The sequence below is a fragment of the Knoellia sp. AC549 genome (genome assembly GCF_979258975.1).
In genome coordinates this window covers 367,166-380,492 of record NZ_OZ409890.1, presented here as the reverse complement: position 1 = coordinate 380,492, position 13,327 = coordinate 367,166, and the positions used below count along the sequence as shown (strand labels likewise).

14 protein-coding genes, 4 tRNA genes and 1 pseudogene are annotated in these 13,327 nt (G+C 70.4%); 12 read left to right on the top strand and 7 right to left on the bottom strand.

Features of this window, described 5'->3' with window-relative positions:
• Window position 1: 1 nt before the first annotated feature.
• The 8 genes and pseudogenes from murI to ACZZ98_RS01775 form a co-directional block, all read left to right on the top strand.
• On the top strand, window positions 2-826 hold the full coding sequence (gene murI, locus ACZZ98_RS01810; protein ID WP_463514682.1) for a glutamate racemase: 825 nt from the start codon (window positions 2-4) through the stop codon (window positions 824-826).
• A complete protein-coding gene (locus ACZZ98_RS01805; RefSeq protein WP_463514681.1) occupies window positions 823-1,614 on the top strand; it encodes an MBL fold metallo-hydrolase in 792 nt (263 codons plus the stop codon). The genes murI and ACZZ98_RS01805 overlap by 4 nt, the downstream gene beginning before the upstream one ends.
• A 9-nt stretch (window positions 1,615-1,623) precedes the next feature.
• Window positions 1,624-2,388: a ribonuclease PH gene (rph, locus tag ACZZ98_RS01800; RefSeq protein WP_463514680.1), complete on the top strand. Its 765-nt coding sequence runs from the start codon at window positions 1,624-1,626 to the stop codon at window positions 2,386-2,388.
• Window positions 2,385-3,017 (top strand): RdgB/HAM1 family non-canonical purine NTP pyrophosphatase, encoded by a 633-nt coding sequence (gene rdgB, locus ACZZ98_RS01795; RefSeq protein WP_463514679.1) that lies wholly within the window; start codon window positions 2,385-2,387, stop codon window positions 3,015-3,017. Before rph ends, rdgB begins: the two co-directional genes overlap by 4 nt.
• Before the next feature lie 111 nt (window positions 3,018-3,128).
• Window positions 3,129-3,210, top strand: a tRNA-Leu gene (locus tag ACZZ98_RS01790).
• A 57-nt stretch (window positions 3,211-3,267) separates the two neighbouring features.
• Window positions 3,268-3,744 (top strand): thioredoxin-dependent thiol peroxidase, encoded by a 477-nt coding sequence (gene bcp, locus ACZZ98_RS01785; protein ID WP_463514678.1) that lies wholly within the window; start codon window positions 3,268-3,270, stop codon window positions 3,742-3,744.
• Between the two features lie 4 nt (window positions 3,745-3,748).
• Window positions 3,749-4,000 carry a DUF3618 domain-containing protein gene (locus ACZZ98_RS01780; protein ID WP_463514677.1) on the top strand — a complete coding sequence of 84 codons (252 nt, stop codon included), beginning with the start codon at window positions 3,749-3,751 and terminating at the stop codon, window positions 3,998-4,000.
• Between the two features lie 79 nt (window positions 4,001-4,079).
• Window positions 4,080-5,096, top strand: a pseudogene (locus ACZZ98_RS01775) (aldehyde dehydrogenase family protein); the annotation flags it as partial.
• Between the two features lie 222 nt (window positions 5,097-5,318).
• On the opposite strand, the gene ACZZ98_RS01770 reads toward ACZZ98_RS01775, so the two are convergent.
• From ACZZ98_RS01770 to orn, 5 genes are all read right to left on the bottom strand, one after another.
• Entirely contained in the window at window positions 5,319-5,612 is a 294-nt protein-coding gene (locus ACZZ98_RS01770; RefSeq protein ID WP_463514676.1) for a hypothetical protein, read from the bottom strand.
• 322 nt (window positions 5,613-5,934) lie between these two features.
• Window positions 5,935-6,010: transfer RNA gene (locus ACZZ98_RS01765), tRNA-Lys, on the bottom strand.
• Between the two features lie 96 nt (window positions 6,011-6,106).
• Complete coding sequence (locus tag ACZZ98_RS01760) at window positions 6,107-6,751, bottom strand: copper resistance CopC family protein (protein WP_463514675.1); 645 nt, start codon at window positions 6,749-6,751, stop codon at window positions 6,107-6,109.
• Window positions 6,752-6,818: 67 nt separating this feature from the next.
• A tRNA-His gene (locus ACZZ98_RS01755) sits at window positions 6,819-6,891 on the bottom strand.
• Between the two features lie 47 nt (window positions 6,892-6,938).
• Window positions 6,939-7,625, bottom strand: a complete 687-nt coding sequence (gene orn, locus ACZZ98_RS01750; protein ID WP_463514674.1) for an oligoribonuclease — start codon at window positions 7,623-7,625, stop codon at window positions 6,939-6,941.
• A gap of 37 nt (window positions 7,626-7,662) precedes the next feature.
• Here orn and ACZZ98_RS01745 point away from each other — a divergent pair, with 37 nt between their 5' ends.
• Entirely contained in the window at window positions 7,663-8,844 is a 1,182-nt protein-coding gene (locus ACZZ98_RS01745) for a PrsW family intramembrane metalloprotease (RefSeq protein ID WP_463514673.1), read from the top strand.
• The gene (locus ACZZ98_RS01740) at window positions 8,844-10,076 is read left to right on the top strand and encodes a M20 metallopeptidase family protein (protein WP_463514672.1); all 1,233 of its coding nucleotides are present in this window, start codon (window positions 8,844-8,846) and stop codon (window positions 10,074-10,076) included. Before ACZZ98_RS01745 ends, ACZZ98_RS01740 begins: the two co-directional genes overlap by 1 nt.
• On the opposite strand, the gene ACZZ98_RS01735 is transcribed toward ACZZ98_RS01740, so the two are convergent.
• Entirely contained in the window at window positions 10,064-10,741 is a 678-nt protein-coding gene (locus tag ACZZ98_RS01735) for a 4'-phosphopantetheinyl transferase family protein (RefSeq protein ID WP_463514671.1), read from the bottom strand. The two genes, ACZZ98_RS01740 and ACZZ98_RS01735, sit on opposite strands and share 13 nt — an antisense overlap.
• 135 nt (window positions 10,742-10,876) lie before the next feature.
• On the opposite strand from ACZZ98_RS01735, the gene ACZZ98_RS01730 reads away from it, so the two are divergent.
• Window positions 10,877-11,584 carry a GAF and ANTAR domain-containing protein gene (locus tag ACZZ98_RS01730; protein ID WP_463514670.1) on the top strand — a complete coding sequence of 236 codons (708 nt, stop codon included), beginning with the start codon at window positions 10,877-10,879 and terminating at the stop codon, window positions 11,582-11,584.
• Between the two features lie 293 nt (window positions 11,585-11,877).
• Window positions 11,878-12,807 carry a glycosyltransferase family protein gene (locus ACZZ98_RS01725; protein WP_463514669.1) on the top strand — a complete coding sequence of 310 codons (930 nt, stop codon included), beginning with the start codon at window positions 11,878-11,880 and terminating at the stop codon, window positions 12,805-12,807.
• A 347-nt stretch (window positions 12,808-13,154) separates the two neighbouring features.
• On the opposite strand, the gene ACZZ98_RS01720 is transcribed toward ACZZ98_RS01725, so the two are convergent.
• A tRNA-Arg gene (locus ACZZ98_RS01720) sits at window positions 13,155-13,230 on the bottom strand.
• Between the last annotated feature and the right edge of the window lie 97 nt (window positions 13,231-13,327).

The following is a 13,327-nucleotide window of genomic DNA, read 5'->3' as shown; positions in this document are numbered from 1 at the left end:
GGTGCCTGACTCTCCCATCGGAATCTTCGACTCCGGGTATGGCGGTCTCACGGTGGCGCGAGCCGTCCTCGACCAGCTCCCGCACGAGTCGGTGGCCTATCTGGGTGACACGGCCCGCACGCCCTACGGCCCCCGCCCGATCGCCGAGACCCGGGCCCTCGCGCTCGAGTGCCTCGACCGCCTCGTGGCGCACGGCGTCAAGGCGCTCGTCATCGCCTGCAACACCGCCAGTGCCGCCGTGCTCCACGACGCGCGGGAGCGCTACGACGTGCCGGTCGTCGAGGTCATCCGACCGGCGGTCCGTCGCGCCGCCGGAGCCACGCGCAGCGGTCGGATCGGCGTCATCTCCACGCTCGGCACGCACCAGTCGCGCGCCTACCTCGACGCCTTCGCGGCCGCCCCGCACCTCCGGGTGACGAGCGAGCCGTGTCCGCGCTTCGTCGACTTCGTCGAGTCGGGCGTGACGGGCGGCGCGGAGCTGAGGAACGTGGCCCGCGACTACCTCGCCCCCCTCCAGGACCAGGACGTCGACACGCTCATCCTCGGATGCACGCACTACCCGTTGCTCGCCGGTGTCATCTCCTACGTCATGGGGCCTGACGTCACGCTCGTGTCCTCCGCCGAGGAGACGGCCAAGGAGCTCTATCGCGTGCTCGCGGACGCCGACCTCCTCCGCCCTGACGACCGCCCCGCCCCGGAGCACGGGTTCACGACGACGGGCGACCCGCAGGAGTTCCGCCGGCTGGCGCTGCGGTTCCTCGGGCTCGGTCCGAACTTCGGCCACATCTTCACCTCCGCCATCGGCGTCCCGGCGGTGATCGCGTGAGGGTCACCGTCATCGGCTGCAGCGGGTCGTTCGCGGGACCCGAATCGGCCGCGTCGAGCTATCTCGTGTCGGTGGACGCCGGGGATCGCACGTGGAACGTCCTCCTCGACCTCGGTTCCGGTGCCCTGGGCCCGCTGCAGCGGCACCTCGACCCGCGAGACCTCGACGCGGTCTTCCTCACGCACCTGCACCCGGACCACTGCGCCGACCTGTGTGGCCTCTATGTGGCGCACCACTACGCCCCGGCCGGAGCGCCGGGCAAACGACTCCCCGTCTGGGGTCCCCACGGCACCGCGTCTCGCATGGCGCTCATGTACCACGGCCTCGAGGAGGGCGGCATGGACGGGGTCTTCGCCTTCTCCGAGCTCGGTGACCGCGTCCCGGTCACCGTCGGCCCGTTCACGATCACTCCGTATGCCGTGAACCACCCGGTCGAGGCCTTCGGCTTCCGCGTCGAGGCCGAGGGGGCCGTCCTCTGCTACACCGGGGACACCGACACCTGCGACAACCTCGAACCGCTCATGCGCGACGCCGACCTCGTGCTCGCGGACTCGGCCTTCGTCGACGGACGCGACGAGGTCCGCGGCATTCACCTCTCCGGGAGCCGTGCGGCGCGTGCCGCCGCCGAGGCCGGGGGAGTCAGGCGCCTCGTGCTGACGCACATGCCGGCGTGGAACGACCGAGATGTATGCCGTGATCAGGCCGAGCCGTTCTGGCCCGGTGTCGAGGTGGCCCGGCCCCACGACGTCTACGACCTCGGCGCGGCTGCAGGCACGAGCGCCGTCTAGCCTGCTCGTGTGACTTCACAGCAGACCAGACATGACGGCCGCGCCCCCGAGGACCTCCGCGAGGTGCGGATCACCCGCAACTGGCTCGACCATGCCGAGGGCAGCGTCCTCATCGAGTTCGGCCGCACCCGCGTGCTCTGCGCAGCGTCCTTCACCGAGGGGGTGCCGCGCTGGCTCAAGGGACGCGGCACCGGGTGGGTCACCTCCGAGTACGAGATGCTCCCGCGCTCGACCAACACCCGCTCGGACCGTGAGTCCCGCAAGGGCAAGGTCGGCGGCCGCACCCACGAGATCTCCCGTCTCATCGGACGTGCGCTGCGTGCCGTCATCGACACGAAGGCGTTGGGGGAGAACACGATCGTCGTCGACTGTGACGTGCTACAGGCCGACGGTGGCACGCGCACGGCGTCGATCACCGGTGCCTACGTCGCGCTCGTCGACGCCATCGAGGACGCCCGTGCCAAGGGCCTCATCGCCAAGAACGCCCAGCCGCTGTCCGACTCCATCGCGGCTGTGAGTGTCGGCGTGGTCGGCGGGCTCCCCGTCCTCGACCTCGACTACCCCGAGGACTCCACGGCCGACACCGACATGAACGTCGTCATGACCGGCTCGGGTCGCTACGTCGAGGTGCAGGGGACGGCCGAGGGTGCCGACGCGGCATTCGACCGCGACCGGCTGAACGAGCTGCTCGACCTCGCCGCTGCCGGCTGCGCCACCCTCACGGCCCTGCAGAAGCAGGCGCTCGACGAGGCCCCTCGGGAGCGGACGCGATGACGAGGCTGGTCCTCGCGACCCAGAACGAGCACAAGGTCCACGAGCTCCGCCAGATCCTCGCCGAGCTCGTCGAGGAGCTCGGGCTGGAGGTCGTCGGCGCCTCGGACTTCCCGGACGCCCCCGACGTCGTCGAGAGCGAGGTGACCTTCGTGGGCAACGCCCGGCTCAAGGCCGTCGCCGTCGCGCAGGCCACCGGACTGCCCAGCGTGGCCGACGACTCCGGGTTGGCCGTCGATGTGCTCGGCGGCTCGCCCGGCGTCTTCTCGGCACGGTGGTCCGGGTCGCACTCCGGCCCCGACGCCCCCCGCGCCGAACGCGACCGTGCCAACCTCTCGCTGCTCCTCGAGCAGCTCGGCGACGTGCCCGACGAGCACCGCAGCGCCTCCTTCGTCTGTGCCGCGGTGCTCGCCATGCCCGACGGCTCCATCGAGTCCGTCGAAGGTCGCGTCACGGGCACGATCCGACGGGACCCGGTGGGGGACAATGGCTTCGGCTACGACCCGATCTTCGTCCCCGACGGCGACACCAGAGCAATGGCGGAGTACTCCGACGTCGAGAAGAACGAGATCTCGCACCGGGGCCGCGCCTTCCGCGCCATGATCCCGGTCCTTCGCGAACGCCTCACCTGACTCTCACCTCCCCCTTGCGTCCACGGAGGTGGCCGCAAGAGCCGCCAGATGCGCAGACGCAAGGGTGGGGGTCAGGGCGGAAGGTGGGCGGACGGCATACCCTGTCCTCGCGCGCGAGTGGCGGAACAGGCATACGCGCTGGTCTTAGGAACCAGTGCCTTCGGGCGTGCGGGTTCGAATCCCGCCTCGCGCACTGGCTGTCGGTGCCTCGCTGATAGTTTGGCGAGAGCCGACCATCGAGGAGATCTGCGTGACTGAGCGACTCAGTCCGGGCGACGTTGCACCGGACTTCACCCTGACCACCGACACCCGTGAGAGCGTCACGCTCTCGGACCTGCGTGGCGACAAGGTCATCGTCTACTTCTACCCGGCTGCGATGACGCCCGGGTGCACCAAGCAGGCCTGCGACTTCAGCGAGTCGCTCGAGCTGCTCAAGACCGACGGCTACACCGTGCTCGGCATCTCACCGGACAAGCCCGAGAAGCTCGCGAAGTTCCGCGACGCGGAGCACCTCTCGCTCACGCTCCTCTCGGACCCCGACAAGTCCGTCATGACGTCGTGGGGCGCCTTCGGTGAGAAGAGCCTCTACGGCAAGACCGTCCAGGGCGTGATCCGCTCCACCTTCGTCGTCGACGGTGAAGGCAAGGTCGAGCACGCCTTCTACAACGTCAAAGCCACAGGTCACGTCGCCAAGCTCCGGCGCGACCTCGGACTCAGTGAGGACTGATTCGATGACCAGCATCCCCGCCCTCGAGGCCGACATCGCGGAGCGCCGCACGCGCCTCGCGCGCACCCTCAACGAGCTCACCGCCAAGGCGACCCCCTCAGCGATCGCCAAGCGGCAGGTCGACCAGGCGAAGGCCCGGTTCGCCGACGCCACGACGACCCCCGAGGGTGACCTGCGGGTGGAGCGCGTCGCTGCAGCGGTGGCCGTCGTCGCCGTCATCGTCGTGATCAAGGTGCTGCGTCGCCGACGGCGCTGACCGATACTGGGGTCACGGCAACGCTGCCGCACCTCGTCGGGGCCTGAGCCGTCGACGGGTGAGACCCCTGGGAGTGTCCATGACGACCACTGAGACGGCCACGCCCTCGGACGCCACGCCGACGGTGCCCGACGAGAGCACTCGAGCAGCACTTGACGCGGCGATCGTCACTGTCCGGGCGGGCGAGCAGCGCTGGGCCGAGCTGGGGCTGCGCGACAGGGTCGACCTGCTGGGCCGCGTCCACGCCGCCGTCGCGTCGCAGGCCGAGCAGTGGGTGGCTGCCGCCGTGCGGGCCAAGGGCCTCGAGCCGGACTCGCCTCTCGTGGGTGAGGAGTGGCTCTCCGGTCCCTACTGCACGCTGACGGCCTTGTCGGCGCTGCAGCACTCGCTGACCGCCGTCGGCCAGGGTGAGAGCCCGGTCGAGACCCAGCGGTTCGGCACGGCGCCCGGGGGACGGGTGGCCGTGCCCGTCCTGCCGACCAGTGCCTACGAGTACCTGCTGCTCCACGGCTTCTCGGCCGACGTGTGGATGAAGCCCGGCCTCAGTGCCAGCGACGTGCGGGCCAACGCCGGCCTCGGTGCCCTCACGCCCACGAGCACGGGCGGGGTGGGCCTCGTCCTCGGCGCCGGCAACATCACCTCCATCGCGCCCCTCGATGTGCTCTACGAGCTCGTGGCCCACAACCGCGTCGTCGTCCTGAAGCTCAACCCGACGATGGACGAGCTCCTGCCGGTCTACACCGCCGCCTTCGCGCCGCTCATCGAGCTCGGGCTGCTGGCCGTGGTGACCGGCGCCGGGGACGTCGGCAGCTATCTCGCCCACCACCCGGCCTTCTCGCACGTGCACATCACCGGCAGCGCCGTGACCCACGACGTCATCGTCTGGGGGCCCGGGCCGGAGGGTGCCGCGCGCCGGGCAGCGGGCACGCCGGCCCTCGACAAGCCCATCACGAGCGAGCTGGGTGGCGTCTCGCCGATCATCGTCGTCCCGGGGGAGTGGTCCGCGGCCGACCTCCGCTTCCAGGCGCAGCACGTCGCGACCCAGCGCCTGCACAACGGCGGCTACAACTGCATCGCCGGCCAGGTCGTCGTCCTCAGCAGCGAGTGGCCGCAGCGGGAGGCCTTCGTCGAGGAGCTCCGGCGTGCGCTGGCGCAGGCCCCGGAGCGCGCGCCCTGGTATCCCGGGAGCGGTGACCGCGTCGCCGCTGCGGGTGCGGCCTACGCGCGGGCCGATCGTCTCGGACAGGGCAGCGGACGGTTGCTCGTCGACGCGCGGAACGGCGTGGATGCGTCGGCGATCGAGACGACCGAGTACTTCTCACCGGTCCTCGGGGTCGTCGACGTGCCCGGCACCGGGCAGGCCTTCCTCGACGCCGCCGTCGCCCACGCGAACACCGCCCTCGTCGGGACTCTCGGCGCGAACCTCATCGTCGCCCCGGCCACGCTCAAGGAGCTCGGCAGCGGCTTCGACGAGGCGCTGGCCCGGCTCGAGTACGGCTGCATCGCCGTCAACGCCTGGACGGGCCTCGGCTTCCTCGCGGCCGGTGCGCCGTGGGGGGCCTTCCCCGGCCACACGCTCGCCGACGTCCAGAGCGGGATCGGCACCGTCCACAACGCGTTCCTGCTCGAGGGCACGGAGCGGACCATCGTCCGGGGACCGTTCCGGCCGTTCCCCCGCTCCGTCCTCGGCGGTGAGCTCTCGCTCTCGCCGAAGCCGCCGTGGTTCGTCTCGGCCCGCAGCGCGCGGCGGACCGGGCAGCTGCTCACGCAGTTCGCGGCCAAGCCGTCGTGGGCCAAGCTTCCCGGGGATCTTCCTCTCCGCCTTCCGCGCCTGACGGCCGGGCGTATGCCGGGTGCGCACCACCCGGCATACGCGCTGAAGACTCCAGCACCAAAAAACCGCAGACCGGGCAAGATCGCCCGGTCTGCGGTGCTGGTGCGCCATCAGGGACTCGAACCCCGAACCCGCTGATTAAGAGTCAGCTGCTCTGCCAATTGAGCTAATGGCGCGCGATCGGAGACATTATCAGGACTCGCGCCCGGTCGCGAAATCGATCTCGGCACGCGCGGCGGCGGCGAGGCGGTAGGGCTTCGTGCCACCGGTGCTCAGGACTGGGACTCGTCGCGCCGCACGGCGTAGAAGGTGGCGGCGACCGCTCCGACGAGCGCTGCGAAGACGATGAACCAGACCCACGACGGGGTGCCACCGGATTCCCCGGAGTCGGCTGCCGCAGGGGCGTCGCCGGTGGCCTCAGAGGCCGCCGGCGGGCTCGCGAGCGAGGGACTCGTGGACGCACGCGGAGTGGCTGCGCCGGACGCGCTGCCCGAGGGCGACTCGGACGCAGTGGCGCTGGGTGAGCTCGGCGGGGCAGCGGGGTCGCCGGCCACCGTGAAGCGCGTCGACCCAGAGATCGGATGGGAGTCCGCGCTCACCACGCGGTAGACGACGTTGTAGGTCCCGGCGGCGATGGGGTCGCTCACCGGCAGGGTGACCTTCGCCCCCTGCGTCGACGCCTTCTCGCCGACGACCTCGCCGCCCTCGCCGTCGGTGACGCGCACCGTCACGAACTGGGGGTTGATCGGCTCGTTGAAGGTCAGCACGATCTCCTGGGGAGACGCTGGCACTGACGCGCCGTCGGCGGGGGAGATCGAGATCAGCCGCGAGTGGGCGCTCGCCGGAAGCACCCCCAGCGTCACTCCCGAGAGTGCGGTGAGGAGCAGCAGGACGAGTCCACGCGTCGTCGTTCTCATGGGACCCATACTGCACACCCAGCCTGAACATGACGAAAGCCCCTGCGGTGCAGGGGCTTTCGAGCGGGGTGAGTAACGGGACTTGAACCCGCGACATCCGCCACCACAAGGCGGCGCTCTACCAGCTGAGCTATACCCACCAAGGCACTGCACGGCATACACATCAGTGGAGCCGAGGCAGCGCGAACTATCGTACCTGCTCCCCGGGCGTGCTCCTGACCAGACCGACAGTGCCGCTCGACACCGGCTCGGAGTGGTCGACGACGTGCTGGGCAGCGATGGTGCGCAGCTCGTCGGTCCCGCGTCCCGGAGGGTCGACGAAGACGGCGGCGCGGTAGTAGCGCAGCTCCGCGATGGACTCCCGGATGTCGGCCAGCGCCCGGTGGCCACCGGACTTCTCGGGGGCCGCGAAGTAGGCGCGGGGGAACCAGCGCCGCGACAGCTCCTTGATCGAGGAGACGTCGATGATCCGGTAGTGGAGGTGCTCCTCGAGCTCGGCCATGTCGCGCGCCAGGAAGCCGCGGTCGGTCGCCACGGTGTTGCCACCCAAGGGCGCCTTGCGGGGCTCGGGCACCCACTCGCGCACGTAGTCGAGGACCCGCTGCTGCGCCTCCTCGATGCTCACCCCGTTGGCGAACTCGTCGATGAGCCCGGAGGACGTGTGCATCTCGCGGACGAAGTCACCCATCTGCGCGAGCGCCTCGTCGTTCGGCTTGATGACGACGTCGACGCCGTCGCCGAGGATGTTGAGCTCGAAGTCGGTGACGAGCGCTGCCACCTCGACCAAGGCGTCGTTCTCGAGCGAGAGCCCGGTCATCTCGCAGTCGATCCAGACGATGCGGTCGGTCAGGGCTCGGTCGGGGGCTGAGGACATGGCCTCCACTGTATGGCGCTGCACTAGGGTCGCGGACATGAGTGGGGAGCAGGCCGTCGCCATCGGTCCAACCGTGCCCTCGGGGCCGGATCGCACGCGCTCGGGTGCGCATCGGGGGAGGTCCATGATCCGGCGCTGGGTGCTCCTCGGCGTCGCAACGCTGGGCTTCGGAGTCGCCGCGCTCGCCGTCGCCGTCGCCATCGGGGCCGCGGCCGGAGTCAGCGCGACCCTGCTGGGGCTCGTCATCGCCATCATCCCCTTGGGCATCGTCGTCCCGACCTTCATGTGGCTCGACCGCTTCGAGTCCGAACCGACCCGCTACCTCTGGATGGCCTTCCTCTGGGGCGCCCTCATCGCCGTTCTCATCGCGATGACCCTCAACACCGCCGGCCAGCTCGTCCTGTGGGGGTCGATCCCGCAGGACGAGTCCCTCGCGCTCACCGCCGTGTTCGTCGCGCCCGTCGTCGAGGAGGCCGCCAAGGGTCTGCTCATCCTCCTGGTGTGGCGCTTCGCCCGACGGGAGTTCGACGGGATCACGGACGGCATGGTGTATGCCGGTGTGACGGCCGCCGGTTTCGCGTTCACCGAGAACATCCAGTACCTCGCCCTCGCGTGGGCCGAGCATGGGCAGGACGGGCTCACCGCCACGTTCATCGGCCGCTGCCTCCTCTCGCCCTTCGCCCACCCGATGTTCACCATCTGCACCGGCATCGGGATCGGCGTCGCCGCGATGTCGCGCCGCGGCTGGGTGCGGTGGGTCGCGCCTCTCGTCGGTTTCGTCATCGCGGTCATCTCCCATGCCGTCTGGAACCTTGCGGCGGTGAGTGGAGGTGAGGGACTCATTGCCGTCTACCTCGTCGTCGAGCTCCCGCTCTTCCTCGCGTTCCTCGGCTTCGTCGTCTGGGTCCGGCGTCGTGAGGGACGCCTCATCGGCCAGTTCCTGCATGCCTACTCGGACGCAGGATGGCTGTCCTCCGCCGAGGTGGCGATGCTCGCCTCGATGCCGCGGCGACGCGAGGCGCGACAGTGGGCGAGGGCCAACGGTGGCCGACCCGCTCTGCGGTCCATGGAGGACTTCCAGGACGCGGCGAGCGAGCTCGCGCTCCTCCGTCGACGCATGCACCACTCGGCCGCCGACGCTCGGGCCCTCGAGGACGAGCGCGAGCTCCTCGCCACCCTGGTGACGCGACGACGCGAGTTCGCCGGCCAGGTCCTCTGATGGGGCGGCACCCGTCCGTCCTCGAGCTGTCGCAGGCCGTGGCACCCGAGCTGGTCAGCCTGCGACACGACCTGCACCGTCACCCCGAGCTCGGCAACGACCTTCCGCGAACTCAGCAGGCAGTGCTCGACGCGCTCGACGGCCTCGACCTCGAGATCACCCTGGGGCAGAGCCTCAGCAGCGTCGTCGCGGTGCTGCGTGGTCGCGGGGGGTCGGCCGACGGTCGTGAGCGACCCGTCGTGCTCCTGCGCGGTGACATGGACGGGCTGCCCGTCACCGAGACCACCGGGCTCGACTTCGCGTCCGAGCGAGACGGACTGATGCACGCCTGCGGTCACGACCTGCATGTCGCCGGGCTCGTCGGTGCAGCGCGCATCCTGCACGAGCTGCGTGACGAGCTCGCCGGTGACGTGGTCTTCATGTTCCAGCCGGGCGAAGAGGGCCCCGGAGGGGCCGAACCGATGCTGCGCGAAGGACTGCTGGACGTCGCCGGGCGACGGGTCGACGCGGCATACGCCATTCATGTGTATGCCGCGGAGCACCCCCGAGGCGTGTGGTTCGGTCGCCCCGGCCCCCAGATGGCCGCAGCCGACGAGGTGCTGGTCACGGTGCAGGGCAAGGGCGGTCACGGCTCGCAGCCGCAGTACGCCCTGGACCCCGTGCCCGTCGCGTGCGAGATCGTGCTCGCTCTCCAGACCATGGTGACGCGCCGGTTCGACGTCTTCGACCCGGTCGTCGTCACGGTCGGTCGGATCAGCGCGGGCACGGTCAACAACGTCATCCCCGACACCGCCGAGATCGAGGCGACGCTGCGGACCTTCTCGCCGGAGCACCGCGACAAGGCGCACGCCGAGATCCGACGCGTGGCCGAGCACGTCGCCGCCGCACACCACCTCACCGCCACCGTCGACATCGGCGGGGGATACCCCGTGACGGTGAACGACGCGCAGGAGTTCGGCTTCGCGCAGGCCACGGTCGTCGACCTCTTCGGCGCCGAGCGTTGGGCCGACATGGTCACCCCCGAGGCCGGCGCGGAGGACATGTCCTTCGTGCTCGAGCAGGTGCCCGGCGCCTACCTCAACGTCGGCGCCTGCGTCGTGGACGACCACACGACCGCAGACGACAACCATTCTCCGCGGGCGGCATACGACGACTCGGTCATCCCGGACATGGCCGCCCTGCTCGCCGAGCTGGCGTTGCGACGCACCGCCGCAGGAGCTCAGCCGCGCTGAAGCCGCACCGTCAGCGGCCGACTCGTGAGGACGGCGACGGCGGCACGGTGGTCGACACGACCGACGTCGAGGTCGCTGACCTGCATCGGACCGGGGAGGTGCTGGGCCGCCTTCCACTCGAGCAGCTCGGCGGGGGCGTCGTGGGCGGACACGACGATCTGGCTGGGGTCGACGACGAGCCCGTGCCCGGTGGCCTTGAGGATGGCCTCCTTGCGCGACCACAGCTGGGCACGCACGCCGAGCAGGGCGTCGCCGTGCAGCTCGGCCAGCTGGGCCACCTCGGTGGGGTCGAGGGTGACCGAGCCGAAGCCGTCGAAGTCCGCGGACTCGAGGTCCTCGACGTCGACACCCACCTCACCCAGGCTGGTCACGGCCGCCACGGCCATCCGCTCGCCGTAGGACACGGAGACATGGACGTCACGCATGCCGACGACGTGGGGCTTGCCGTGCCGGTCGGTGCCGCACGTGGCGCACCGTCTCTCGAAGTCGAGAGCACGTGGATCCACACCGGTCTCGTCCGCCACGAGGCGACGCAGGAGTGCGTGGGCGGTGATGAAGGGATGCGGATCGGCACGGCGTTCGGCCCGTTCGCGCTCGCCGGCGTCGAGCAGGTCGAGCAGTCGCGGGTCGTCGACCACCTGGGTGGCCCGGATCGCGACGGACATGGCCCGATCATCGCACCTCTCCTCGCCAAGCCCGTGGAGTCGCTGAGCCCGGCTGAGCTCCATCGCGCTCGACGCCTGCTCCCATCGACCCCCCTCTCGGTCCGACGCGGGGCTGCGAGGCGTGATACTTGACCCATGACGACCCCGAGCTCGCGCGAGACGACCTCAGCCTTCGCCTCCCTGGCGGAGCTGGTCTACTCCGGCAACGGACCGGACGACGTGCTGGGCGCGATCTGCCGCACTGCGGTCGAGATCATGCCCGGCGCCGACCACGCCTGCGTCTCCACGCTCCACAAGAACGAGCAGCTCGTGACCCGAGCCGCGAACGACGACGTGGCTGCCCTGATGGACCGACTGGAGTCCGAGGCGCACGAGGGACCGTGCCTCGACAGCATCGTCGAGGACTCGGTCCAGCACGACCCGGACATCCGCCGCAACAGCAAGTGGCCCCGCCTCGCCGAGCTCACCCTGGCCCGCACCACGGTGAGAGGGATGGTCGGCTACCAGCTGCTCGACGGCCTGAGCGGACGAGCGGCGCTGAACATCTTCTCCGACACCCCCGACGCGCTGACGCAGGAGTCCGTGGACGTCGGCGCGGTCCTTGCCGCCTTCACCTCCGTCGCCCTGGCTGCGGCCGAGCGTGAGGCGAGCGCCGACAACCTCCGCCGGGGGCTGCAGAGCAACCGTGAGATCGGCAAGGCCATCGGACTGCTCATGGCGGCCCACAAGGTCGACGACGAAGCGGCCTTCGAGATCCTTCGTGGTGCCTCGAGCCGCACGAACACCAAGCTCGCCGACCTGGCAGAGCGGATCAACGCGAGCCACCGCGCCGGCCTGACCTGACCTGCGCGCTCCACGGGCACCGGCGCCGGTGGGGATCTCCCGCCGCGGCCCGAGGGCGCTATGTTGGCTCGAAGTCCACGGCGGTCAAACAGCGTGCCGTCTGCCCATCGGTCGCGCCACCATCTCCGCGCGCCTTGTCACGAAGGTCAGCCGTGATCAACGTCGCCTCGATTCCCTCTGCCCACGTCTACGTCAGGCACCTCTCATCTCCCTTGGCCGGAGCAGATTCGGTCGTCCGTCTGGCCGACCCGCCCTCCGGTGAGTCAGCGGACTCCCCGTGGTGGCCGCCGCGCATGCTGAGCCGGACGTGGATCTGCGAGCACGCCGCCGAGTTCGACGTCATGCACATCCACTTCGGGTTCGACGCCCTCTCTGCCGAGGACCTGCGGGACGTGGCGGCGGCACTGCGCGAGCACGACAAGCCGTTGGTCGTCACGGTCCACGACCTGCGCAACCCGCACCATGACGCCCCGCTGCTGCACGACGCGCAGCTGGGTGTCCTCGTCGACGCCGCCGATGCCCTCATCACCCTCACTCCGGGAGCCGCGGCAGAGATCCGCGACCGCTGGGGACGGGAGGCGACGGTGCTGCCCCACCCCCAGGTGGTGCCCGCCGAGTGGCTGCACCGGGACCGTCCGGAGCGCGCCGAGTTCGTCGTGGGGATCCATGCCAAGAGCCTGCGCGCCAACATGGACCCGGCGCCGCTCATCGACGCGCTGGTGACGGCACTTCCTGGTATGCCGGGTGCGCGCTTGCGCGTGGACGCCCACACCGACGTCATGACTGCGGGCTTCGTGCGTCACGACGCCGGGTTCTCGGATCGCGTCACCTCCCTGGCCCGGCAGGGACTTCTCGAGCTGCAGGTGCACGACTACTTCTCCGACGACGAGCTCTGGGGCTACCTCCTCGGGCTCGACGTGTCGGTCCTGCCCTACCAGTTCGGCACCCACTCGGGTTGGCTCGAGGCCTGCCACGACCTCGGGACGTGGGTCGTCGCCCCGGACTGCGGGTTCTATGCGGAACAGCGACCAGCCCTGTCGTACTCCGCCACGGGGCCCACGCGGCTCACGTCGCTCGTCGACGCCGTGCGCAGAGCTCACGGCCGATGGCTGTCCGGTGAGAGTGCGCCACGGGCCACCGCTGCCGAGCGGCACGCTGAGCGCGTCAGCCTCGCGCGAGCCCACGAGGCGATCTACTCCGCGGTCCGGACCCTGGCTGCCTGAGCCCACGCCCCCGCTGGATCACGCTCGGCCGCTGTGCCCGAAGTCCGCCCCAAGGACGGCAAAGACCGGTCGACACGGACGGACCGCGTCGCCGGACAGTTATGCCGTCTCCGCCGCGAGGAGCGTGTCGGTCGTTTTGTACCCCTCGACTCGGGTAGGCAGACAGTGCACGTCGTCCGTCTCCAACAGCGTGGGACGGGCGGCGTGCGCCTACACGGTTGACGAGCCATGCCCCGCGAGCTCGACTCCGCGCGGAGCCCCGTCGGCGCTCTCACTCCATTCGAGCGCGCCTGTTGCTTCTGCCGTACAGCCAATCGTCACGACGCGCTCCGCGGATCTACGACGTTTGGCGCCCCCGGCAGGACTCGAACCTGCGACCCAGTCATTAGAAGTGACTCGCTCTATCCGCTGAGCTACGGGGGCTGATCGAGAAAGGAGTCTAATGTCCCCGTGGCGGCCGACCGTCGTGGACCGACGAACGACAACAACGCAGGTGGGAGCGTCGGCACGTCGGCGCGCG

Bases quoted from the DNA above. Each gene is read 5' to 3' on its own strand.
- rdgB (WP_463514679.1), top strand. From the start codon at position 2,385: ATGACGAGGCTGGTCCTCGCGACCCAGAACGAGCACAAGGTCCACGAG.
- ACZZ98_RS01780 (WP_463514677.1), top strand. From the start codon at position 3,749: ATGACCAGCATCCCCGCCCTCGAGGCCGACATCGCGGAGCGCCGCACG.
- ACZZ98_RS01760 (WP_463514675.1), bottom strand. From the start codon at position 6,751: ATGAGAACGACGACGCGTGGACTCGTCCTGCTGCTCCTCACCGCACTC.
- orn (WP_463514674.1), bottom strand. From the start codon at position 7,625: ATGTCCTCAGCCCCCGACCGAGCCCTGACCGACCGCATCGTCTGGATC.
- ACZZ98_RS01745 (WP_463514673.1), top strand. From the start codon at position 7,663: ATGAGTGGGGAGCAGGCCGTCGCCATCGGTCCAACCGTGCCCTCGGGG.
- ACZZ98_RS01740 (WP_463514672.1), top strand. From the start codon at position 8,844: ATGGGGCGGCACCCGTCCGTCCTCGAGCTGTCGCAGGCCGTGGCACCC.
- ACZZ98_RS01735 (WP_463514671.1), bottom strand. From the start codon at position 10,741: ATGTCCGTCGCGATCCGGGCCACCCAGGTGGTCGACGACCCGCGACTG.
- ACZZ98_RS01730 (WP_463514670.1), top strand. From the start codon at position 10,877: ATGACGACCCCGAGCTCGCGCGAGACGACCTCAGCCTTCGCCTCCCTG.
- ACZZ98_RS01725 (WP_463514669.1), top strand. From the start codon at position 11,878: ATGCTGAGCCGGACGTGGATCTGCGAGCACGCCGCCGAGTTCGACGTC.